At 62.9% G+C, this 20,334-nt stretch carries 20 protein-coding genes; 7 read left to right on the top strand and 13 right to left on the bottom strand.

The features are described from left to right. Positions 1-76 precede the first annotated feature (76 nt). Positions 77-1,117, top strand: a complete 1,041-nt coding sequence (locus tag LGH82_RS31955; protein ID WP_227346509.1) for a sulfate/molybdate ABC transporter ATP-binding protein — start codon at positions 77-79, stop codon at positions 1,115-1,117. Between the two features lie 14 nt (positions 1,118-1,131). Here LGH82_RS31955 and LGH82_RS31950 read toward each other — a convergent pair whose 3' ends face one another. Together LGH82_RS31950 and LGH82_RS31945 are read right to left on the bottom strand one after the other, a co-directional pair. Next, positions 1,132-1,530 (bottom strand): type II toxin-antitoxin system VapC family toxin, encoded by a 399-nt coding sequence (locus tag LGH82_RS31950; protein WP_227346508.1) that lies wholly within the window; start codon positions 1,528-1,530, stop codon positions 1,132-1,134. Continuing rightward, a complete protein-coding gene (locus LGH82_RS31945) occupies positions 1,531-1,803 on the bottom strand; it encodes an antitoxin (RefSeq protein WP_227346507.1) in 273 nt (90 codons plus the stop codon). Between the two features lie 285 nt (positions 1,804-2,088). On the opposite strand from LGH82_RS31945, the gene LGH82_RS31940 reads away from it, so the two are divergent. From LGH82_RS31940 to LGH82_RS31930, 3 genes are all read left to right on the top strand, one after another. After that, positions 2,089-3,075, top strand: a complete 987-nt coding sequence (locus tag LGH82_RS31940) for a sulfate ABC transporter substrate-binding protein (RefSeq protein ID WP_227346506.1) — start codon at positions 2,089-2,091, stop codon at positions 3,073-3,075. A 255-nt stretch (positions 3,076-3,330) separates the two neighbouring features. After that, the gene (locus LGH82_RS31935) at positions 3,331-3,780 is read left to right on the top strand and encodes an RrF2 family transcriptional regulator (RefSeq protein ID WP_227346505.1); all 450 of its coding nucleotides are present in this window, start codon (positions 3,331-3,333) and stop codon (positions 3,778-3,780) included. 7 nt (positions 3,781-3,787) lie between these two features. After that, on the top strand, positions 3,788-4,942 hold the full coding sequence (locus LGH82_RS31930) for a hypothetical protein (protein WP_227346504.1): 1,155 nt from the start codon (positions 3,788-3,790) through the stop codon (positions 4,940-4,942). On the opposite strand, the gene LGH82_RS31925 is transcribed toward LGH82_RS31930, so the two are convergent. From LGH82_RS31925 to LGH82_RS31885, 9 genes are all read right to left on the bottom strand, one after another. After that, positions 4,925-5,407 carry a gluconokinase gene (locus LGH82_RS31925; RefSeq protein WP_227349741.1) on the bottom strand — a complete coding sequence of 161 codons (483 nt, stop codon included), beginning with the start codon at positions 5,405-5,407 and terminating at the stop codon, positions 4,925-4,927. The two genes, LGH82_RS31930 and LGH82_RS31925, sit on opposite strands and share 18 nt — an antisense overlap. 71 nt (positions 5,408-5,478) lie before the next feature. Continuing rightward, the gene (locus LGH82_RS31920) at positions 5,479-6,465 is read right to left on the bottom strand and encodes an ABC transporter permease (RefSeq protein ID WP_227346503.1); all 987 of its coding nucleotides are present in this window, start codon (positions 6,463-6,465) and stop codon (positions 5,479-5,481) included. Then, a complete protein-coding gene (locus LGH82_RS31915; RefSeq protein WP_227346502.1) occupies positions 6,462-7,442 on the bottom strand; it encodes an ABC transporter permease in 981 nt (326 codons plus the stop codon). The genes LGH82_RS31920 and LGH82_RS31915 overlap by 4 nt, the downstream gene beginning before the upstream one ends. After that, a complete protein-coding gene (locus LGH82_RS31910; RefSeq protein ID WP_227346501.1) occupies positions 7,439-8,986 on the bottom strand; it encodes a sugar ABC transporter ATP-binding protein in 1,548 nt (515 codons plus the stop codon). The genes LGH82_RS31915 and LGH82_RS31910 overlap by 4 nt, the downstream gene beginning before the upstream one ends. A gap of 78 nt (positions 8,987-9,064) precedes the next feature. Further along, positions 9,065-10,192, bottom strand: coding sequence for a sugar ABC transporter substrate-binding protein (locus tag LGH82_RS31905; protein ID WP_227346500.1), 1,128 nt, complete (start codon positions 10,190-10,192; stop codon positions 9,065-9,067). Positions 10,193-10,498: 306 nt separating this feature from the next. Continuing rightward, complete coding sequence (locus LGH82_RS31900; protein ID WP_227346499.1) at positions 10,499-11,527, bottom strand: LacI family DNA-binding transcriptional regulator; 1,029 nt, start codon at positions 11,525-11,527, stop codon at positions 10,499-10,501. Positions 11,528-11,688: 161 nt separating this feature from the next. Then, complete coding sequence (locus LGH82_RS31895; protein ID WP_227346498.1) at positions 11,689-12,918, bottom strand: MFS transporter; 1,230 nt, start codon at positions 12,916-12,918, stop codon at positions 11,689-11,691. A 178-nt stretch (positions 12,919-13,096) separates the two neighbouring features. Then, positions 13,097-13,873: a FadR/GntR family transcriptional regulator gene (locus LGH82_RS31890; RefSeq protein ID WP_227346497.1), complete on the bottom strand. Its 777-nt coding sequence runs from the start codon at positions 13,871-13,873 to the stop codon at positions 13,097-13,099. 101 nt (positions 13,874-13,974) lie between these two features. Then, on the bottom strand, positions 13,975-14,871 hold the full coding sequence (locus LGH82_RS31885) for an NAD-dependent epimerase/dehydratase family protein (protein WP_227346496.1): 897 nt from the start codon (positions 14,869-14,871) through the stop codon (positions 13,975-13,977). A 117-nt stretch (positions 14,872-14,988) separates the two neighbouring features. On the opposite strand from LGH82_RS31885, the gene LGH82_RS31880 reads away from it, so the two are divergent. Beyond that, entirely contained in the window at positions 14,989-15,927 is a 939-nt protein-coding gene (locus LGH82_RS31880; protein ID WP_227346495.1) for an NAD(P)-dependent oxidoreductase, read from the top strand. Between the two features lie 222 nt (positions 15,928-16,149). On the opposite strand, the gene LGH82_RS31875 is transcribed toward LGH82_RS31880, so the two are convergent. Next, positions 16,150-16,929 carry a FadR/GntR family transcriptional regulator gene (locus LGH82_RS31875; RefSeq protein ID WP_227346494.1) on the bottom strand — a complete coding sequence of 260 codons (780 nt, stop codon included), beginning with the start codon at positions 16,927-16,929 and terminating at the stop codon, positions 16,150-16,152. Between the two features lie 136 nt (positions 16,930-17,065). After that, positions 17,066-18,055, bottom strand: coding sequence for a sugar-binding protein (locus LGH82_RS31870; protein ID WP_227346493.1), 990 nt, complete (start codon positions 18,053-18,055; stop codon positions 17,066-17,068). A gap of 468 nt (positions 18,056-18,523) precedes the next feature. Here LGH82_RS31870 and LGH82_RS31865 point away from each other — a divergent pair, with 468 nt between their 5' ends. Next, positions 18,524-19,264 carry an ATP-binding cassette domain-containing protein gene (locus LGH82_RS31865; protein ID WP_227349740.1) on the top strand — a complete coding sequence of 247 codons (741 nt, stop codon included), beginning with the start codon at positions 18,524-18,526 and terminating at the stop codon, positions 19,262-19,264. Positions 19,265-19,305: 41 nt separating this feature from the next. Continuing rightward, positions 19,306-20,304 (top strand): ABC transporter permease, encoded by a 999-nt coding sequence (locus LGH82_RS31860; RefSeq protein ID WP_227346492.1) that lies wholly within the window; start codon positions 19,306-19,308, stop codon positions 20,302-20,304. Positions 20,305-20,334: the final 30 nt, after the last annotated feature.

The raw sequence follows: 20,334 nt of genomic DNA, 5'->3' as shown, positions 1-20,334 counted from the left end.
AACTAAAAGACACGCCGCCCAAAAGTGGGAACCGGTTTTGGGATAACGGCATGCATCGACAAAAAAGGGACTATTGATGGAAGTTCGCGTTGCCAACGTGCGCAAGGAGTTCGAGCGGTTTCCCGCGCTCCACGACGTGTCGCTCGACATCAAGTCGGGCGAACTGATCGCGTTGCTGGGACCATCCGGTTCCGGCAAGACGACGCTTCTCAGGCTGATCGCCGGGCTGGAGCGGCCGACGCGCGGCAAGATCTTCTTCGGCGAAGAGGACGCCTCGCAGAAGTCGATCCAGGAGCGCAATGTCGGTTTCGTTTTCCAGCACTACGCGCTGTTCCGGCACATGACCGTCGCCGACAATATCGGTTTCGGCCTGAAGGTCCGCCACGGATCGACGCGTCCGCCGGCTGCGGAAATCCGCCGCCGTGCCTCGGAGCTTCTCGACCTCGTCCAGCTTTCGGGCCTCGAAAAGCGCTATCCGGCGCAGCTTTCCGGCGGCCAGCGCCAGCGCGTGGCGCTGGCCCGCGCCATGGCCATCGAACCCAAGGTGCTGCTGCTGGACGAACCGTTCGGCGCGCTCGATGCGCAGGTGCGCCGGGAATTGCGCCGCTGGCTGCGCGAGATCCATGACGCCACCGGCCACACCACCGTCTTCGTCACGCACGACCAGGAAGAAGCCCTTGAGCTTGCCGACCGCGTCGTCGTGATGAGCCAGGGCCGCATCGAGCAGGTCGGTACCGCCGACGATATCTACGATACGCCGAACTCGCCCTTCGTCTATGGCTTCATCGGCGAATCGAGCTCGCTCCCCGTCAAGGTCGACAATGGCGAAATCTGGCTCGCCGACCGCCCGATCGGACTTTCCGCGCCGCATGCGCCTTCGGGCGACGCCACGCTGTACTTCCGCCCGCACGATGTCGAGCTGGTGGATGGCTGCAGCGGCTGCATCGCCGGCACGGTCGCGGCCAGCCGTCGCGTCGCCGGCACCCGCCGGGTAGAGCTTGAGATCGGCGGTGATCGCCAGCGCGTCGAGATCGAGTTGCCTGTCGACCACCCTGCCGCCCAGAAGAGCCGCGTCGCGTTTCGGCCACGGCGCTGGAATCTGTTTCCGGCCGCCTGATCTTCGATCCGGCGCTATGCTAGCCAGTTCTCGATGCTCAAGTCCTTGATCCGCCTGAACTCCCCGGTGTTTGCGGTCACCAGAGTGATCCCCAGGGCGCAGGCATGGGCGGCAATGAAAAGATCGTTATAGCCGATGGGCTGGCCCATGCCTTCCAGTTCGGCGCGCAGTGCGCCGTACTGGACATCCACCGGTACATCGAGCGGCAAGACAGGAATCTCGGCCAGCAGTTCCTCGACCTTCTTGAGTAGTTTGCTCGATCCCTTCTTGACGCAGCCATATCGGAGCTCCGAGGCGACCACGATGCTGGTACACACGGCGGCCTCTCCCTCGCGCAACATGGCGCTGACGGCTTTGCCGGTCGGATTTCGGATCATGTCGCTGATAATGTTTGTGTCCAGCATGAACCGCATTCAGAAGATATCCTCTGGTTCGACGGGCTTGTCGTCGATCTCGGGGAAGTCGTCCTCAGGACCCAGCGGCAGCTCTTTCGCCCATTGAGCGAGCAGAGCCGCGAGACCAGCCATGCGGACCGGCTCAATAATGAGGCGGTCGCCGTCGCGGCTGATCAGAACCTTCTCGCCGGGAAGCTCGAACTCGACGGGAATGCGCACCGCCTGGCTACGGTTGTTGCGGAAGAGCCTCGCTTCCTTCGGTGGCGTTGGTGAATGGCGGCGCTGGGGCATGCTATCTTCCTTTGTATATGCCAAATGTATATGCCGAATAACCATTGTGCAATCGGTCACATTCGCATCGGCTGGTTCTGGAACGATTGTGCACCCAGACGCCTGCAACGCGGCCGCCTAGGGATGCAAAATGATTCAGTTTGGAAGAAAATCCTAACAACTGCCTGTTCCAGCAATAACTTTTTCTCGCCGAAAGGTCACGCGGCCCTTACGCGTGCCTCGTCTCGCACCATGCGCCACGGCTATGTTCGCGCGATTAACGCATTGCACTGGAGACCCATTTTCATGAAGCGATTTTTTCTGGCTACCGCCGCCCTGGCCGGCCTGTTGCTAACATCCTCCCAAGCCTGGTCGGCTGACAAGCTGCTCAACGCGTCCTACGATGTCGGCCGCGAACTGTTCGTGCAGGTCAACAAGGCCTTCATCGCGGAGCATCCGGGCGTGACCGTCGACCAGTCGCATGCCGGAACCTCGGCGCAGGCGCGCGCCATTGCCGAAGGCCTTGGCGCCGATGTCGTCACCTTCAACCAGGTCACCGATGTCGACTTCCTGGTCAAGAAAGGGCTTGTATCCGCCGATTGGCAGAAGGATTTTCCCGACAACGCGTCGCCCTTCTACTCGCTGCCATCCTTCCTGGTGCGCGCCGGCAATCCCAAGCATATCAAGGACTGGAACGATCTGGTGCGCGACGACGTGCAGGTGATCTTCCCTAACCCGAAGACGTCGGGCAATGCGCGTTACACCTATCTAGCGGCCACCGCCTACGCCAAGGAAGCCTTCAAGGGCGACGACGCCAAGGTGAAGGAGTTCATCACCAAGCTGTTCAACAACGTGCCGGTCTTCGACACGGGCGGACGCGCCGCGACCACCACCTTCGTGCAGCGCGAGATCGGCGATGTGCTGATCACCTTCGAGTCCGAGACGCGCGGCATCCGCAAGGAGTATGGCGACGACAAGTTCGAGCAGGTCACGCCATCGGTCAGCCTGCTCGCGGAATTCCCCGTTGCCATCGTCGACAAGGTCGCCGACGAGCATGGCACACGTGATCTCGCCAAGACCTATCTCGATTTCCTCTACACGCCGCAGGGACAGGATATCCTGGCGCAGAATGGCAACCGCGTTCGCGACGCCGCTGTCGCCGCCAAGTACAAGGACCAGTTCCCCGATGTCCGGCTGCTGACGGTCGAAAACGTCTTCGGCGGCTGGGACAAGGTACAGAAGGAGCATTTCGCCGCCGGCGGCCTGCTCGACCAGACCTACGGCAGCCGCTGACATCAGCAGCATTTGAACTCAATGAGAAAGCCGGCGCTTTGCCGGCTTTTCCGTTTCATGCGCCGGCAACCCGGTCCTCACAGCAATATCGGCCTCATCTGTGAAAAACGTTACGAAGAATCAACGCGTTTGTGCCTAACGTGCCACCGGGCGGGCTTGTTTTCGCGAAACATCATCGCGGGGTCAAAACGTCATTATTTGCACACAAACAGTCGCCAGATGCGAGTGGTTGGGGCTTTATGGGTTGATCTGGGCATGCTGACAAAAAAAGGCAAATACGGCCTCAAGGCCCTCGTGCATCTATCCGGCCTGCCGGTTGGCCAATTGGCCTTCGTCAACGACATCGCGGTGGCCAACAATATCCCGAAGAAATTCCTCGATGCCATATTGGGCGAGTTGCGCAATGCCGGCTTCGTCCAGAGCCGCAAGGGCAAGGAAGGCGGCTACCGCCTCGCCCGTCCAGCCGCCGAAATCAAGATCGGCCATGTCGTGCGTGTACTCGATGGGCCGCTGGCGCCCATTCCCTGCGCCAGCCGCACGCAGTATCAGCGCTGTGAAGATTGCGACGAGGCAACCTGCCAGGTCCGGCACATGATGCTCGAGGTGCGCCAGGCAATCGCCGAGGTGCTGGACAACCGCAGCCTCGCCGCCATGCGCGATGCCGACAATGACGATTTCCCGGTCGAACTGACCTCGCAGATATAGTTGCCTGATGAGGCTGCCGTGGTTCCCATCCCGGACAGCCCGTCGGAAACGATCGTCCGGCGACCGTTATCGCTCCGAGATCATCGCCGACGTCCCGGTTCCCGGGCGTGAAGAGCCGGTCCGGTTCTTCAGCCGGAAGCTGACAAGGCCAGCAAGGCTGCGCCGGTTCTCGAACAGGGATCTGCGCGAAGGCCTGTTGTTCGGCTTCTACCTCGGCGTGGCGGCCTTGCTGCCACTCAAATGGTGGACACCTGTTTGCGAGAAAGTGTCCAGGTTTCGCCTGAAGCGCCATATGCGCAAGGACTTTGCGCGCTACGCCGAGGCAATGCGCGCCGTGCTCGGCAACGGCATCGACGCGGAAGCACTGTTTCTTGGCCTACTCGCCGCCATTCATCGCCGCCGCCTGACGCTTGCCGCGCATTTGTGCCGCACGCGCTGGTCGCCACTGATCCAGTTGGAAGGCGTGCAGGGCCTGCAGGCAGCGCTGCGGCGCGGTCGGGGCGCCATCCTCTGGTGCGATCAGTTCACCGCCCAGACCATCATCGGCAAGCGGGCGCTGCACGAAGCCGGCGTCGACGCGCATCAGGTGAGCATGAACTCTCACGGCATCTCCGACACGATATTCGGCCTGCGTTTCCTGAACCCGATGCTGATCGAGGTCGAGAACCGCTTCCTCGAAAGCAGGATCGTCTTCGATCGCAACGACGCCTATCAGGTCACCGCCCGTGTCCAGAAGATCCTGAAAAACAACGGCATTGTCCTGATGACCAACACCATCCAGGCTGGTTCCACCTTCGCGGAAGCAGCAATGGGAGAAAGCGGCTGGACCCACCTTGCCTCGGCGCCGGCGAATTTCGCCGCCAGGGCCGGAACATCGCTGTTTGCCATGTCGACCTTCGAGACCATCCCGTTTCGCGAATATCGCGCCGTCATCAGCCCCGAACTGTTGCCGGCGGCGAGGCAGGCGCCCGAAACACCAACGATGGACGCCAAGAACATGGCGTTGCTGGCTGAGTATATACTGCTCAAGCGCGACCGCCTGCTCGAGGCGCTGAAGCTGTATCCCGAACAGATGATGTCATGGTCCGGCCACGAGAGGCTCACCGAGCGGCAGGGCCGCGCCGCGCCCGGCGATGATGCTGGCTCACGGCTGTCGCAATAGGCCGGCGGCCTCGGCAACGATGTCGGCGACCGGGCGCTTCGCGTCGACTGTCAGTGCCACCTCGTCGACCGCTGGCGCTTCCAGAATGGCAAACTGGCTATCGACCAGGCTTGCCGGCATGAAGTGACCCTTGCGGTTGGCCACACGCCGCCGCGCGGTGGCGGGGTCGATCTCGAGATAGAGGAAAACAATGTCGCGGCAAAAGCCGCGCAGGCGGTCGCGATAGCCGCGTTTCAAGGCTGAGCAGGTTGCCACCACGCTTTGCCCGCCGTGGACGGATGCCGAGATCTGCTGGCCGATGGCATCGAGCCAGCCCGCCCGCAACGTGTCGGTGAGCGGCTCGCCGCTGGTCATGCGCGCGACGTTTTCAGGCGGATGCAGCCTGTCGCCCTCGACGAAGACGGCGCCGAGCCTGGCCGCCAGCCCCTTGCCGACGATCGACTTGCCGCAACCGGCAACGCCCATCACCACGATGGCCAATGGCGAACCAAGAGGCCTCGTCGGCAATTGCGCTAGCTCCTCACCCACGATGCGGATCAGCGGCTTGCCGGCGCGCGGCCGTAGAGCAGGAGCATGGCGACGATGACCACGCCATAGATGATCTGTCGCCCCGCTTCCGGCATCTGCATGACCGACAGGATGGATTGCAGGAGCGTGATCAGGATAACGCCAGCCACCGTGCCGAGATAGGAGCCGCGGCCGCCGAGGATCGAAGTGCCGCCGAGCACCACGGCAGCGATCGATGGCAGCAGGTAGGCATCCCCCATCGACTGCGCCGCCTTGGAGGCATAACCGGCCAGAAGCACGCCGCCGAAGGCCGAGAGTCCGCCGGAAACGGCAAAGGCGATCATCACCACGCGGCGCGTATCGATGCCCGACAGATAGGCCGCGCGCTCACGATTGCCGATGCCGTAGACGGTGCGGCCGAAGCTGGTGCGCGAAAGCACGAAGACGGTTGCCGCGCCGATGACAGCCCAGATGATGACGGCATTGGGAACGCCGGGAATGGTAAAACCTGTCGCAAGGTAGCGCATGGCTGTTGTGGCCGAATCCTGAGGCGAGAAGCCACCGGTATAGACGACCATCAGCCCTTGCGCGACCGCGTTGGTGGCCAGCGTGATGATCATCGAAGGGATGCGCAGATAGGCGACGCCGATACCGTTGACGACGCCTATCAAGACACCGCAGAAAATGCCGAAGGGAATGGCCAGCGCCACCCCGACCGGACCATAGGCGGCGGCCGCGCAGGCCATCATCGCGCCCGCAGCCACCGCCCAAGGCACCGACAGGTCGATCTGCCCGAGCAGGATGACCAGCATCATGCCGGTGGCGATGACGCCCAGGAACGAGGCCACCTTGAGCTGCTGCAGCAGATATTCAGGCGATAGGAAACTGCGCGAATAGAGACTGCCCAGGAACAGCAATAGCACGATGCAGGCGAATGCGGTCAGCACCGCCGGATCGGCGCGGCGCAGGAATTTTGGCATATGTCCGGCGATGCCGCCCAATGTCGTCTCGCTCACAAGAACCACTCCAGCCGGTTGCGGACCCGAAACAACGCGAAGGCGCCAAGGCTGACGGCGATCAGCAGGATAACGCCCTGGAACAGCGGCTGCCAGAGCGGATCGAAATCGAACACGAAGAGCAGGTCGCCAATGGTGCGGAAGGCAAGCGCGCCGAAGATCGCGCCGATGGCGCTGCCTTTGCCGCCGAACAGCGAGACGCCGCCGAGCACCACGGCGGCGATGGAAAACAGCGTGTAGGAGTTGCCGCTCGCATAGGCAGCCTCTCCCGTATAGGTGAAGAAGGTCAGGAACAGCCCGCCGATGGCGGCCAGGAGCCCGGCCAGCGTATAGGCGGCAAACTTACCCCGGCGGATCGGCACGCCCGACATATAGGCCGCCGTTTCCGACGACCCGGCAGCGTAAGCCGCGCGACCGAGCACCGAGCGGCTGAAAGGCACCCAGACCACGAGCACGACGGCCAGTAGCACGACAAGGCTGGCCGGCACCACATCGAACACGCGTCCGGTCAGCGCGTCGGCAAGGTCCTCATTGACCGAACCGCCCGGAAATGGCCGCAGCAGCAGCCCGATGCCGTAATAGACGGCGCCGGTGGCGATGGTGGCGACGATGGGCTGCAGCCGCCCATAGATGACGATGGCGCCGTTGATCGCACCGCACAACAAGCCAACGGCCAGCACGGCGATGACGCCAAGTGCCGTCTCCAGCGGCGTGCCCACCACCAGCCAGGAAGCCAGGCAGTTGGTCAAAAGAAAGATCATGCCAACGGACAGGTCGATGCCGGCTGTGATCACCACCAGCGTCTGCGCCATGGCAACGAAGGCGAGCAGCACGCCTTTGTTCGCCGCCGTCTGGACGACATTGGCGGTGAAGCCCGCCGGATGGTTCAAGGTGTAGATGACGAACATGACGATGAAGATGCCGAGCGCCAGCAGCGTTCCGCGCTGTTCGGCAAGCCAGTAGCGCCAATCCTTCACGCGCCCGCTCCTTGGCTCATCGGGTTTCCTTCGCCTTGGATGTTGAGCGCGCTGGCGATCAGCGCCCGTTCGGTGATCTCGGCGCCCACCAGCTCGCGCTTGACTGCCCCGTCATAGAGCACCAGCACCCGGTCGCAGCAGCCGATCAGCTCGTCATAGTCTGTCGAATAGAACAGGATCGCCGCACCCGCGTCCGCCAGCTTGCGCATCAGCTGGTAAAGCTCCTGCTTGGTGCCGACATCGATGCCGCGCGTCGGATCGTTGAGCAGGATGATGCGCGGCTGGCGCATCAGCCATTTGGCGATGACCACTTTCTGCTGGTTGCCGCCCGACAGCGCGCCGACCGGAATATCGAGGCCAGCCGTCTTGATCGCCAGCAGGCCGACCATGTCGTCGATCAGCCGCTGTTCGGCCGCGCGGTCGATGATGCCGCCCTTGGCCAATCGGTCGAGCACGGCGAAGGACAGGTTCTCGCGCACCGTCATCGGCAGCATCAGCCCTTCGGTCTTCCGATCTTCGGGGATCAGCGCCATGCCGATGCCGTCCTGCCGCGCCTTCGCGGGACTGCCGATCGCGACCGGCTTGCCGTCGATGAGCACCTGGCCGGTGAGGCCGCGCAACACGCCGAAGAAGGCGAGCAGTAATTCACGCTGTCCCTGGCCGTCGAGACCGCCAAGGCCTACGACCTCGCCTGCCCTGACGCTCAATGAAATGTTGTCCAGCCGGTCGGTCCAACTGAGCTTTCGGGCTTCGAGGACAGGCGCGGCAGTGGCCGGCGCGAGTATGGTCTTTGGCGGGAAGATATGGCTGTATTCGCGGCCGATCATCAGCTCGACCACCTCATTGTCGCTTTTCGAGCCGGCCTTGTAGCTGGCGACGTTGCGGCCATTGCGAAACACCGTGCACTGGTCGGCAAGTTCGGCGATCTCGTTCATGCGGTGCGAGATGTAGAGCAGCGCCAGCCCTTCGGAACGCAGCCGCTTCAGCACGCCGAAGATCTTGGAGACATCGGCCGCCGTCAGCGCCGAGGTCGCCTCGTCGAGGATCAGGATGCGCGGCTTTCTGGCAAGTGCCTTGGCGATCTCGACCATCTGGCGGCGCGACAAGGGCAGGTCCTTGACCAGCGCCAGCGGGTGGATGTCTTCAGCACCCGCGCGCGCCAGCGCCTCTTCGGCGATGCGGCGCTGCGCCTTGCGGTCGATCATGCCGAAACGCGTCGGCGGATCGGAGATAACGATGTTGTCGGCGACGCTGAGTTCGGGAACCAGCGACAGTTCCTGGAAGATGCAGACGATGCCGGCCTTGTTGGCGGCACCTGGCGAAGCGAACGTCACCTCGCGGCCGTCCAGGGTCATACGGCCTTCATCGGGCGCCACCACGCCCGCCATGACCTTGATCAGCGTCGACTTGCCGGCGCCGTTCTCGCCGAGAATGGCGTGGATGCTGCCGGCTTCGACCGTAAGCTCGGCCTTTTCCAGCGCCCGCACGCCGCCATAGCGCTTGGATATGCCTTCCATTCGAAAGAGTGGAGCCGCACCGTCCATCAACCCTCCCAAGGCGTTTTAATTCACGGCGGGGCGCCGCGGGGTGAGCCGCGGCGCCGAATGATATCCAGGGGCGGGTTACTGGTTTTCCTTGCTCTGCCCCATGATTTCCTGGGCGCTGAAGTTGATGCCGCAGGTCGGGAAGGAATTACCGACGAAGAAATTGTCGGATTCCTTCGGGAAATAATCCGTGCCTTCCTTCATGTTCGGATCCGTGGCGACAGCCAGAGGCAGCTTGACCTCTTGCGGTACCACCTCGCCTTCAAGAGCCGCGATCGCGGTCTTGATGGCAACGGCGACCTGGGCCGGGCCCGAGCCGGCGGAAGTGCATTTCAGGCCGTCTGCCGAATGCGCCGCGCAGAACTTGCGAAAGCCGTTCTCGGTCTCGCCGCCAAACGGCACGAACGGATGCTTGGCATCCATCATCGCCTGCACGATGCCCGTGTCGCCGCCCTGCCCGGTGATGCCATCGAACGGACCGTTGGTGGCGATCGCATCGGCGGTCACCTTCTGCGCCACGCCGTCATCCCATTTGCCGGCAACTTCTGTGACATCCCACTTCTTGCCGGACGCGGCGAACGCCTCATGGATGCCGTTGTGGCGATCAGTATCGACCGAGGTGCCGGCAACGCCGCGCACTTCCAGGATCTTGCCGCCATTCGGCACCTTTTCGACCAGCCACTTGGCCCACAATTCGCCGAGCCCCTTCTGGTCGACATTGACGTTGATGGCGTCCTTGGTGTCGAGGATGTTGTCGAAGGCGACCAGCACAATGCCGGCTTCCTTGGCACGCTTGATGACCGGGCCGAATGCGGTCGGGTTCTGCGCGTCGGTGACGATCGCGTCATAGCCGGAATCGATGAAATTGTTGATCGCCGAGATCTGCGCCGGCACATCCTCGCCGGTCGACACGACCTTGAATTCCTTGATCTTTGCCTTGACGTCGGGCTGCGCCGCATAGGCCTTGGCGGTCTGCACCATCTGGATGCGCCAGGTGTTGGCGATATAGCCATTGGCGAAGGCGATGCGGAACGGGCCGGTCTTCTTCGGGTATTTGAAGAATTTGGTGTCGGCGGACCATGGCGCGAAGCAATCCGCCTGAGCGGCGGGGCCTGATACGACCTCCGGGCCGGCGGCCATGGCGGCGGAGTTGAGCATGACGAATGCACTGGCGGCAACGATGCCACCAACAAGTGACTTGATCATCGATATTCCTCCCATTTGCGATTCTGAATTGCCGTTTCACTCTGTGAAATCTGGCGCCTCCGGCCGGGACCTCCCGCCTGCCCGATCACGCCTTTCAGGCTGGCCAACCCCAGCCCGATCCCTCCCCTTTGTCGCCCCACCAATCGGGAAAAAACTATCATATTATACATAATAAACAAGCATGAGCTGTTACTTATATATAATAAACAGGCTTTGGCTTCTTGCCTCAACGCCTGCTCAAGGAAAATGGTAGCGCTACCATGACGTAGTGTAAAGCGGCATTTGCAGGTGGTCTCGAAAGCGTGTTCAGCGCGCCGTGCTCTCGCGGCGCATGAGGTCGAAGCCGAGATCGACGACACGCTGCTCCGGCCTGTTGCCGGCAATCGCGGCCAGCGCCATGGCCACCGCGCGGCGGCCGATCTCATAGCGATGGGTGCGGATGCTGGTGATCGATGGAAACGCCACCTGCATCATGTCGAGATCGTTGAAGCCGACAATGCCAATCGTCTTCGGCACGGCAATCGAGGCGCGATGACACTCGAACAGCACACCGAGCGCGATATCGTCATTGTTGCAGAACACCCCATCCAGCGTCGGCATCTTGGCCAGCGCATCGCGGAACAGTTCACGGCCGAGCGACACGCTGGACAGCACCGGCGTGGTGGTGACTAGGCGCGGGTCGAACAGGCCGGCTTTCTCCATCGCCGCGCGATAGCCGGCCAGGCGCCGTTGCGAGCGCGGATCCATGCGCGCGCCGATGAAGCCGATGCGGCGGTAGCCGGCCTCGATCAGATGCTCCGTCGCCGCCCTGCCGCCGTCGAAATGCGAGAAGCCGACCATCATGTCCACCGGGTCATGCCCGGTTTCCATCACCTGCACCACCGGGCAGCCCGCCGTCTCCAGCAGCTTTCGCGATGATGGCGTCTGGTCGATGCCAGCCACGATCAGCGCCGCCGGCCGCTGCGAACCGAACACCTGCAGCAGCCGCTCTTCCTCGAGACCGGAATAATGGGTGTTGCCAAGCTGGATGCGGAACGGGCTGGCCGACAGGCTGTCGTAGATGCCGCGCACCACTTCGGCGAAGACATTGTTGGTGAGCGACGGCACCAGCACGCCAAACACCTCGGCGCGCGCCGAGGCCAGAGCCCGCGCATTGGGGTCTGGCACATAGCCGAGTTCGTCGACCGCGGCCTGGATCTGGCGGCGCAGTTCCTCGGAGACACGCCCCGGCTCGCGCAGGGCTCGCGACACGGTGATGGCGCCGACACCCGCCTTTTCCGCGACATCGGCGATGGTCGGGCGGCCACCGCCACGGCGTGGACGCGGCTTGATCAAGGAAACGCCCCATACAGGCGCGCACCGCCGCGCACTCGCGAAACCATGTTCAGCGTCCTTGCCACTGTCGCCATGTCACACCGACCGTCGCCGCACCCACTCGCCCTCTGGCGTCGCGCAGCCTTCGGTGCTTGTCAAGCGAGGGGACGGAGATCGGCGCCTCAGGCCATCACTGGGGCACCGCGCCTTGCCTTCCACAACAACAACCCGATCGCCAGTATGTTCATGAGGTTCCACGCAATGCCGTTCAGGAACGCGGCGGCATAGGAGCCGGTCAGGTCGTAGATCCAGCCCGACATCCAGCCGCCGATCGCCATGCCAAAAATTGTCGCCATCATGACGATGCCGATACGCTGTCCGGCCTCTTTGGCGGGCATGTATTCGCGCACGATGATCGCATAGCAGGGTACGATACCGCCTTGTGACAAGCCGAACACCAGCGACACGACATAGAGCGAAGCAAGCCCGTCGAACGGAATGTAGAAAAACAACGACAGGCACTGCAGCACCGAACCGATGAGCAGCGTCTTCACCCCGCCGATGCGGTCGGCGAGAAAGCCCGAGGCAAGCCGGCTGACGACCCCCGCCGCCATCATGATCGACAGCATGTCGGCGCCGTGCGCCACGCCGTAGCCGAGGTCCATGCAATAGGCGACGATATGCACCTGCGGCATCGACATCGCCACGCAGCAGCCAAGGCCGGCGATGGTCAGCAGCACCTGTAGCGCCGCCGGCGACAGCGAGATCGGCTGCACCGCCCGGCTTCCCGGCGAACCGGCGGCTGCCGCCTCCGGAGCACCGCGCCGCAGCATCAGCACCAGCGGCACCATGGTCACAAGGCAGATGACGCCGATGGCCGCATAGGTGAAGCGCCAGCCTTCCGCCTTCATCAGCGTCGGCATGATGGTCGGCCAGATCGTTCCGGCGATGTAGTTACCGGCCGCGGCCGCCGTCACGGCGACACCGCGCCGGCGATTGAACCAGTGCGATATGTCGGCGATCAGCGGCCCGAAAATCACGGATGTGCCCACACCGATGAGCAACCCTTGCGCAAGTGTGAATTGCAGGATCGAGGTCGACAGCGCCGCGAGCAGGAACCCGGCGGCGAGCGCAACCGAAGAGAACAGCGCCGGTATCCAGTAACCCATGCGGTCGATGGCGCGGCCGACAAGCACATTGCCGGCGGCGAAGCCGACCATGGTTGCGGTGTAGGGCATCGATGCCGCAGCGCGATCGACGACGAATTCAGCCTGAACGGCGGGCAGGACAATCACCACCGCCCACATGCCGACGCCACCGATCGTGGCCAGCAGCATCGAGATGCCCAGCCGCATCCACGCATAGGCACTGTCGATGCCAGGGCTGGCCTGGCTGGAAGCGGTTTGGGTCAAGGCGTTTCCTGTCGGCGGCTCGGCAAATCGGCCACCGTATCAGCCACTATCGGCCTATCCACGGCGCCGAGCAGCGCCACGACAGGCAAATCCGTGGCTCCAGGGTTTTGAAGACGGGCTTCATCGCGATCCGCTGGAACAGCGCCCGTTCGACGCAAAATCTGTCGAAAGCCCAGACCTACCGGCTTTTTATGACGCCGTCGGTATTGGCCAGCAGCTTGCGCACGGCGTTGCGCGCCGCATCCGGCCGCTGCAGGCGGATGTTCTTCTCGATCGCCTCATGCAGCTTTTGCGCGTGCTGGAGATCGTCCACGGCCCGTGTCGTATAGGTGAAGAGATGGTCGAAGGCGGATTCGATGAGCACGCCGAGCGGCACCAGCAGATCATTGCCCGAAGCGCGCAGGATGGCGAGGTGGAAGCGGGTATCGGCGCGCGTGCGTTCCTGCAGGCTGGCCGCCTCGCCCATCTCGCGGCATGCCTGGCTGATCTCGGCCATCTGCTCGTCGGTGCGCCGCATGGCGGCGAAAGCGGTCGCTTCCGGCTCGATGATGTGGCGGAATTCCTGCACGGTCTTCAGGAACACTTCGCGGTCGGGCGACGTCGCGTACCAGGCCAATACATCGCGATCGAGCAGGTTCCAGCGCTCCTTCGGCTCGACCCAGCTGCCGATCTTGGGGCGTGATGCCAGAAGGCTCTTGGCCATCAGCATCTTGATGGCCTCGCGCACCGCAGAGCGGCTGACGCTGAAGGTCTCCGACCATTTGGCTTCATTGGGCAGGATGGTTCCAGGCGGATAGTCGCCGCGCACGATCCTCAGGCCAATCTCGCTGGCCAGCGACGTATGCACGCTGGCGCCCGGAATACGCGCCGCATCGGCTCGTCGAACCCCGGCCGGACGCTCGGCGGCGGCCGTTTTCTTCGGCGATTTTTCCTTGTTCAGCTTTGCGTCCCGCATGGGCTCCAGAAAGTCCGGTTTCACCAAGCTGTCAAGCGCGGCCAGCGGGTTCACCCGCAAAGCCGGCCGCTGTGCACAGATCAGGCCAGATTTACCTGCCGTCAGGCCGTTTTGACGTATTTGCGCCAGCTATGCTCAGGGCGGAAGCCCAGCATATCCTTGGCCTTGCGGTTTGACAGCAGCGTCTCATATTCGCCGAGTTCGCCCTTGACCGGCACGCCGGGATAAAACCGCTTCAGGAGCTCAGCGGTTGGCAGGTCGGACGAGGTGTCGTCATTGGCGGCGTTGAACACCTGGAAGCCGAGCCCATCCTTTTCGATGGCGCGCAGCGTGATCTGGCCGAGGTCGCGTGCGTCGACATAGCTCCAGGCAATGCGCTTGCGGAAACCGGGATCTGCGAACCATTTCGGAAACAGCGAATATTCATGCGGTTCGATGACGTTGCCGATGCGCAAGGCATAGATGTCGATACCGCTGCGCAGCGCAAAAGCGCGCGCCGTCTTCTCGTTGACGATCTTGGACAGCGCATAGCTGTCCATCGGATCGACATCATAGTCCTCGTCGAGCGGGAAATGCGTGGGATTGCGCGGCTCGTTGGCGAACACGAGGCCGTATGTCGTCTCGCTGGAAGCGATCACCACCTTGCGGATACCGAGCTTCACCGCCGCCTCGATGACATTGTAGGTGCCCATTGCATTGATGCGGAACACCTCGTTGTCGGGCGTGATCATGATGCGCGGGATCGCGGCGAAATGCACGACGGCATCGACCGGCTGGGCGCGCAGCGACGGGTCGAACTCGTGCAGGCCCATATAGCTCGACAGCGCGTTGAACACCTGCCCGCTGTCGGTGATGTCGGTAATCAGCGTACGCACTTTGGGATTGTCGAGCGGCTTGGTGTCGATGTTGAGCACCTGGCAGCCCTGCTCGACAAGGTATTGAACGACATGGCGTCCGGCCTTCCCGCTACCACCGGTGAACATGATCCGCTTCGTCATTTTGCTCTCCAATGCCTAGGATTTATGTGTATTGTCAGACAATATGGCATTCCGCAACCACTCTCGCCTGCAAAATGGCAGCGCTGAATATCAATCACCGCAACAGGACTTGAAGACATGAGCACGAGCGCCGCGAACGAAAAGATCGGCTTCATTGGCCTTGGCCTGATGGGGCACGGTATCGCGAAGAATATCGTCGACAAGGGCTACAGCCTGACCTTTCTCGGCCGCAAGAACCGCAAGCCGGCGGAAGACATGCTGGGCCGTGGTGCCAAGGAAGCGGCGACCGCGCGTGAGGTGGCGCAAGCATCCGATATCGTCTTCATCTGCGTTACCGGCTCGCGCGAGGTGGAAGCCATCATCCGTGGTCCCGGCGGCCTCAAGGAAGGCCTGAAGAAGGGCTCGGTAGTTGTCGATTGCTCGACCTCCGATCCAGTCTCGACAGTGGCGCTGGCAACCGAACTCAAGGCGCTCGGCGTCGACTATGTCGATGCACCGCTGAGCCGCACGCCCAAGGAAGCCTGGGAAGGCACGCTCGACGCCATGGTCGGCGCGCCCGACGCCGTCTTTGCCAGGATAAAGCCGGTGATCGAAACCTGGGCCGGCCGCATCGTCCATATCGGCGACACCGGCGACGGCCATCGCATGAAGCTGCTCAACAATTTCATCTCGCTGGGCTACGCCGCCGTTTATTCCGAGGCGCTGGCTCTGGCGCAAAAAGTCGGCATCTCGCCGCCGCGCTTCGACAGCGTCATCCGCAACGGCCGCATGGACTGCCCCTTCTACCAGACCTTCATGCGCTGGACGCTGGAGGGCGACCGCGACGCCCACAAATTCTCCATCGCCAACGCCTTCAAGGACCTCACCTACCTGGAATCGATGGCCGGTGCCGCAGGCATCGCCAACCCGCTCGGCAATGCCACGAAGAACTCCTTCGCGGGCGCCTTCGCCGCCGGCCCTGACGAACAGTTCGTGCCGATGCTGGCAACGCATATCGGCAAGGTCAATGGCGTGGATTTGATGCCTATGAAGGATGGGAAGAAGCAGACGATTTGAGAATTTTGGCACAAGCTCCCGGCGAAGGCTGGCGCCGCCCCTCATTGCCCTGCCGGGCATTTCTCCCCGTATGGTGACGGGGAGAAGACGCTCTCGCCGATGGTTTCGCCAAACACCATCGTTGCAAGAAGGGCGCAGATGTTGCCACCGCCTCTTTCTCCCCGTTTACGGGGAGAAATGCCCGGCAGGGCAATGAGGGGCAGCGCCAACCTATGCCATAAATCAACGCCGCCAGCGCCCGATCCCCTGATCGGTATTCTCCAGCAGCTTGTGCACGGCGTTGCGCGCCGCTGCCGGACGCCGCAGGCGGATGTTCTTCTCGATCGCTTCGTGCAGCTTCTGCGCGTGATCATGGTCGTTGACCTGAACGGTCGTGAACGCAAACAGATGGTCAAGCGCGGATTCGATCAGCACGCCAAGCGGCACCAGCAGATCGTTGCCGGCCGCCCGCAGGATGGCCAGGTGGAAGCGCGTATCAGCGCGCGTGCGCTCCTGCAGGCTCATCGCCTCGCCCATCTCGCGGCAGGCCTGGCTGATCTCGGCCATCTGCTCATCGCTGCGCCGCATCGCGGCAAAGGCCGATGCCTCCGGCTCGATGATGTGGCGGAACTCCTGCACGGTCCTCAGGAAAGCCTCGCGGTCCGGCGCGGTCGCGTACCAGGCCAGCACGTCGCGATCGAGCAGGTTCCAACGCTCCCTGGGCTCGACCCAGCTGCCGATCTTGGGGCGTGACGCCAGCAGGCTCTTGGCCATCAGCATCTTGATGGCTTCGCGCACCGCCGAGCGACTGACATTGAAGGTTTCGGCCCATTTGGTCTCGTTGGGCAGAATGGTTCCCGGCGGATAATCGCCGCGCACGATCCTAAGGCCAATCTCGCTGGCGAGCGACGAATGCACGCTCGAACCGGCGAACCTTGTCAAGTCGGCCCGGCGAAGGGCGGCCGGCTGGCTGGCTTGCGCCATAACCCCGGCAGTTCGCTTGCTTGATTTATCGTCCGGCATCCACGTTCCAATGCATCGGCCGTCTGCCCTGAACAAAGGGCACGCCAAAGCGGGAGCCTGTTGCCCCGAACAATGCCGCTTTTGTTGTGAACCGGTGGACGGGGCGTCCGCTGACCGGACGCCCCGGAACCGTGGCTTACCGCTGGATGCAGGTGTCGACCGTATCCTTGGTGCATTCGTCGAGACCGGTGAAGACCGGATCGGCGACCTTGGTGCCCTTGATGAGGTCGATCATCACCGACGGCGCCTTGTAGCCCATTTCAAAAGGCCGCTGGCCGACCAGCGCGGTCACGAGGCCATCCTTGGCGATCGCCACCTCGTCGCCGATCGTGTCGGCGGCGCCGATGACGAAGTCGTTGCTGGCAAGCTTGTCCTTCAGCGGCCCGATCAGGTCCCGATAGGGCTGCGGCGCGCCGAACAGCGGCCAGCCGCCCATGATGCCGAACGCATCGAGCTTGGGATTGGCGGCCAGGATATCGGTCATCGCCTGCACGCCCTTGGCGCCGTCGTCATTTGTGAACACCGGGCAGCCGGCGACTTCCGTCCAGCCGCCTTCGCCGGCCAGTTTCGCCAGGCCCTTCTGGCCCGACAGCGCATCGCGCAGGCCTTGCGCGCGTTGCAGGATATTGTCGGCCGCGGGATTGCCCTCGATGGTGCAGATCGTGCCGCCCTTCGGCTTGGCCTTGGCGATATAACCGCCGATCTTGACGCCCATCAGATAATTGTCGGTGCCGAGATAGGTCTTGCGCAGCGCGGCATCCGCCTTGGTCAGGTCGGCATCGACGGTCATGATCGGGATCGTCGGATTGGCGGTCTTGATCGTCTGCGCGATCAGCGGCGCGTTGGATGGCGAGATCGCCACCGCAGCCGTGTCCGGCTTGCTCAGTATATCCTGGAGTATCTGCGCTTCGCCGGCCTCGTCGGAAGTCGAAGCAGGTCCGGTGTAGAAGCACTCATATTCCGAGCTGGCGTTTTCCTTGTTCCATTTCTCGCAGCCCTGGTGGATGGCTTCGAAGAACGGATTGTCGAGCCCTTTCACCACGATGACGAGCTGTTTCTTGGCCAAAGCCGGCCCAGCGCCCAGTGCCATCATGGCGGCGGCGGCGAGCAGAAGTGATTTCCTCATGTCAGTCCTCCCTGGAAACAAGACGGACACGGCGTGCCCGCCACACAGACCGACCCGGATACAAGACGACAGAGGATCGTTACGCGAGCGCTCGTGTCGCCAAGCCAGATCGATAAGCATTTTCAGATGCGGTCATGTCGGCCCAACCAAAGCCGGCATGGCGTGATCCCCGCCCGGCGGACCGGCATGGGGATCTGCATGTTACTCCTCCGGTCTTAGCTAATAACGGCGCGCCGCCGACGTCAATGCCATTTGTCCTACAAAACGGATTTTTCAAAACCGTCAAACCCAATTCATCCGACAATTGCCATATCTTATTCGTCTGACAATTGACGCCCGCGCGGGCATTTGCGTAAATGAAGTCATCGCTGTTTCCGGGAGGAGCTGGGGAGAGCGAAGGCCAAGGCTTAACCCGCAATGACGACGGGAACAGCGGCGGCACCGAACATGACGGGGAGGCAAAGGCTGGTGGCGGTTCTCGAACTCACCAACATCTCGAAACATTTCGGCGCCATCCAGGCGGTCAACGACGTGTCGCTGTCGATCGAGGCCGGACAGGTGGTCGGCCTGATGGGTGACAATGGCGCCGGCAAGTCGACGCTGGTCAAGATGATCGCCGGCAATTTCCGCCCGAGCCACGGCACCATGCGGATGGACGACAAGGAGCTGATCCTGCACAAGCCGGTGGAGGCGCGCCAGCACGGCATCGAGATCGTCCATCAGGACTTGGCGCTCTGCAACAACCTGACCGCCGCGGCCAATGTCTATCTCGGCCGCGAACTGCGGCGCGGCGTCGGGCCTTTTCGCATCCTCGACTACGCCTCGATGTACAAGCGCGCGGGCCAGATCTTCGCGGAACTCAAATCCGAGACCCGCCCGCGCGACCTCGTCAAGCAGATGTCCGGTGGCCAGCGCCAGGCGGTGGCGATCGCCCGCACCATGCTGTCGCAGGCCAAGATCGTGCTGATGGACGAGCCGACCGCCGCGATCTCGGTGCGGCAGGTTGCCGAGGTGCTGAACCTGATCCGCCATCTGCGCGACCAGGGCATCGCCGTCGTGTTGATCAGCCACCGCATGCCCGATGTCTTCACCGTTGCCGACCGCGTCATTGTCATGCGGCGCGGCCGCAAGGTGGCCGACAAGACGATCGCCTCGAGTTCGCCCGAGGAAGTCACCGGGCTGATCACCGGCGCGATCGAACAGGTATGATGACCGGTGTTTCCAACGTTTGCAGCAGGTAAGGGTCGACGATGGCACTGACAATTGACCAGCCGATCGAACACAAGCAGCAGTCGCTGCTGACAAGGCTTTTTGCCAGCCAGACCTTCTGGGTGGTGATCGCCGTCATCCTGGCCTGCCTGTTCCTGTCGTTCGCCACCGACGCCTTCGCCACCTCGAAAAACCTCTACAACATCACCCGCAACGTCACCTTCGTCGCGATCATCGCGCTCGGCATGACCTTCGTCATCATCACCGGCGGCATCGACCTGTCGGTCGGCTCGGTTCTGTGCCTGTCCTCAATGGTGCTGGCGGTAACCATGCATGCCGGCTACTCGATCGAGGTCGGCATCCTCGCCTCGATCGCCACCGCGCTCGCCATCGGAGCCTTCAACGGCATCTTGATCGCCTATCTCGGCTTTCCGCCATTCGTGGTGACGCTCGGCATGCTGTCGATTGCGCGCAGTCTGGCCATGGTCGCCTCCAACAACACGGTCGTCTTCCAGTTCGGGCCGGATCACGCCAAGCTTCTGGCGCTGGGCGGCGGCGCCTGGGTGTTCGGCATCGCCAATCCGGTGCTCTACACCATCGTGCTGGCGCTGATTACCGGCTTCATCCTGCGCTGGACCAAGTTCGGCCGGCATATCTTCGCCATTGGCGGTAATGAGCACGCGGCGACGCTGACCGGTGTCCCGGTGCGCCAGATCAAGGTCGCCGTCTACATGATCTCGGCGCTGTCGGCGGGCATTGCCGGCATCATCGAAACCGGCTGGCTGGGCGCGGTCACCACCAACATCGGCACCGGCATGGAACTGCAGGTGATCGCCGCCACAGTCATCGGCGGCGCCAACCTGGCCGGCGGCGTCGGCACCGCCTTTGGCGCCATCGTCGGCGCGGCGCTCATCGAGGTGATCCGCAACAGCCTCGGCCTGCTCGGCATCAACGCCTTCTGGCAAGGCGTGTTCATCGGCGGCGCCATCTTGCTCGCGGTGCTGTTCGATCGTATCCGCAACTTCAGGCGCAACGACTGATGCCGACCGGCGAGACGCCGGCGGCCAATG

Origin of the sequence: Mesorhizobium sp. PAMC28654 (assembly GCF_020616515.1) — a bacterium.
Classification (GTDB): domain Bacteria; phylum Pseudomonadota; class Alphaproteobacteria; order Rhizobiales; family Rhizobiaceae; genus Mesorhizobium.
The sequence above is the reverse complement of the archived record's forward strand: the minus strand, read 5'-3'. Positions and strand labels throughout refer to the sequence as shown.

Coding starts and splice junctions, on each gene's coding strand:
- LGH82_RS31945 (WP_227346507.1), bottom strand. CDS start 1,803: ATGCCCCAGCGCCGCCATTCACCAACGCCACCGAAGGAAGCGAGGCTC.
- LGH82_RS31940 (WP_227346506.1), top strand. CDS start 2,089: ATGAAGCGATTTTTTCTGGCTACCGCCGCCCTGGCCGGCCTGTTGCTA.
- LGH82_RS31930 (WP_227346504.1), top strand. CDS start 3,788: ATGAGGCTGCCGTGGTTCCCATCCCGGACAGCCCGTCGGAAACGATCG.
- LGH82_RS31950 (WP_227346508.1), bottom strand. CDS start 1,530: ATGCGGTTCATGCTGGACACAAACATTATCAGCGACATGATCCGAAAT.
- LGH82_RS31860 (WP_227346492.1), top strand. CDS start 19,306: ATGGCACTGACAATTGACCAGCCGATCGAACACAAGCAGCAGTCGCTG.
- LGH82_RS31925 (WP_227349741.1), bottom strand. CDS start 5,407: ATGGGCGTTGCCGGTTGCGGCAAGTCGATCGTCGGCAAGGGGCTGGCG.
- LGH82_RS31880 (WP_227346495.1), top strand. CDS start 14,989: ATGAGCACGAGCGCCGCGAACGAAAAGATCGGCTTCATTGGCCTTGGC.
- LGH82_RS31890 (WP_227346497.1), bottom strand. CDS start 13,873: ATGCGGGACGCAAAGCTGAACAAGGAAAAATCGCCGAAGAAAACGGCC.
- LGH82_RS31910 (WP_227346501.1), bottom strand. CDS start 8,986: ATGGACGGTGCGGCTCCACTCTTTCGAATGGAAGGCATATCCAAGCGC.
- LGH82_RS31905 (WP_227346500.1), bottom strand. CDS start 10,192: ATGATCAAGTCACTTGTTGGTGGCATCGTTGCCGCCAGTGCATTCGTC.
- LGH82_RS31935 (WP_227346505.1), top strand. CDS start 3,331: ATGCTGACAAAAAAAGGCAAATACGGCCTCAAGGCCCTCGTGCATCTA.
- LGH82_RS31870 (WP_227346493.1), bottom strand. CDS start 18,055: ATGAGGAAATCACTTCTGCTCGCCGCCGCCGCCATGATGGCACTGGGC.
- LGH82_RS31955 (WP_227346509.1), top strand. CDS start 77: ATGGAAGTTCGCGTTGCCAACGTGCGCAAGGAGTTCGAGCGGTTTCCC.
- LGH82_RS31875 (WP_227346494.1), bottom strand. CDS start 16,929: ATGCCGGACGATAAATCAAGCAAGCGAACTGCCGGGGTTATGGCGCAA.
- LGH82_RS31885 (WP_227346496.1), bottom strand. CDS start 14,871: ATGACGAAGCGGATCATGTTCACCGGTGGTAGCGGGAAGGCCGGACGC.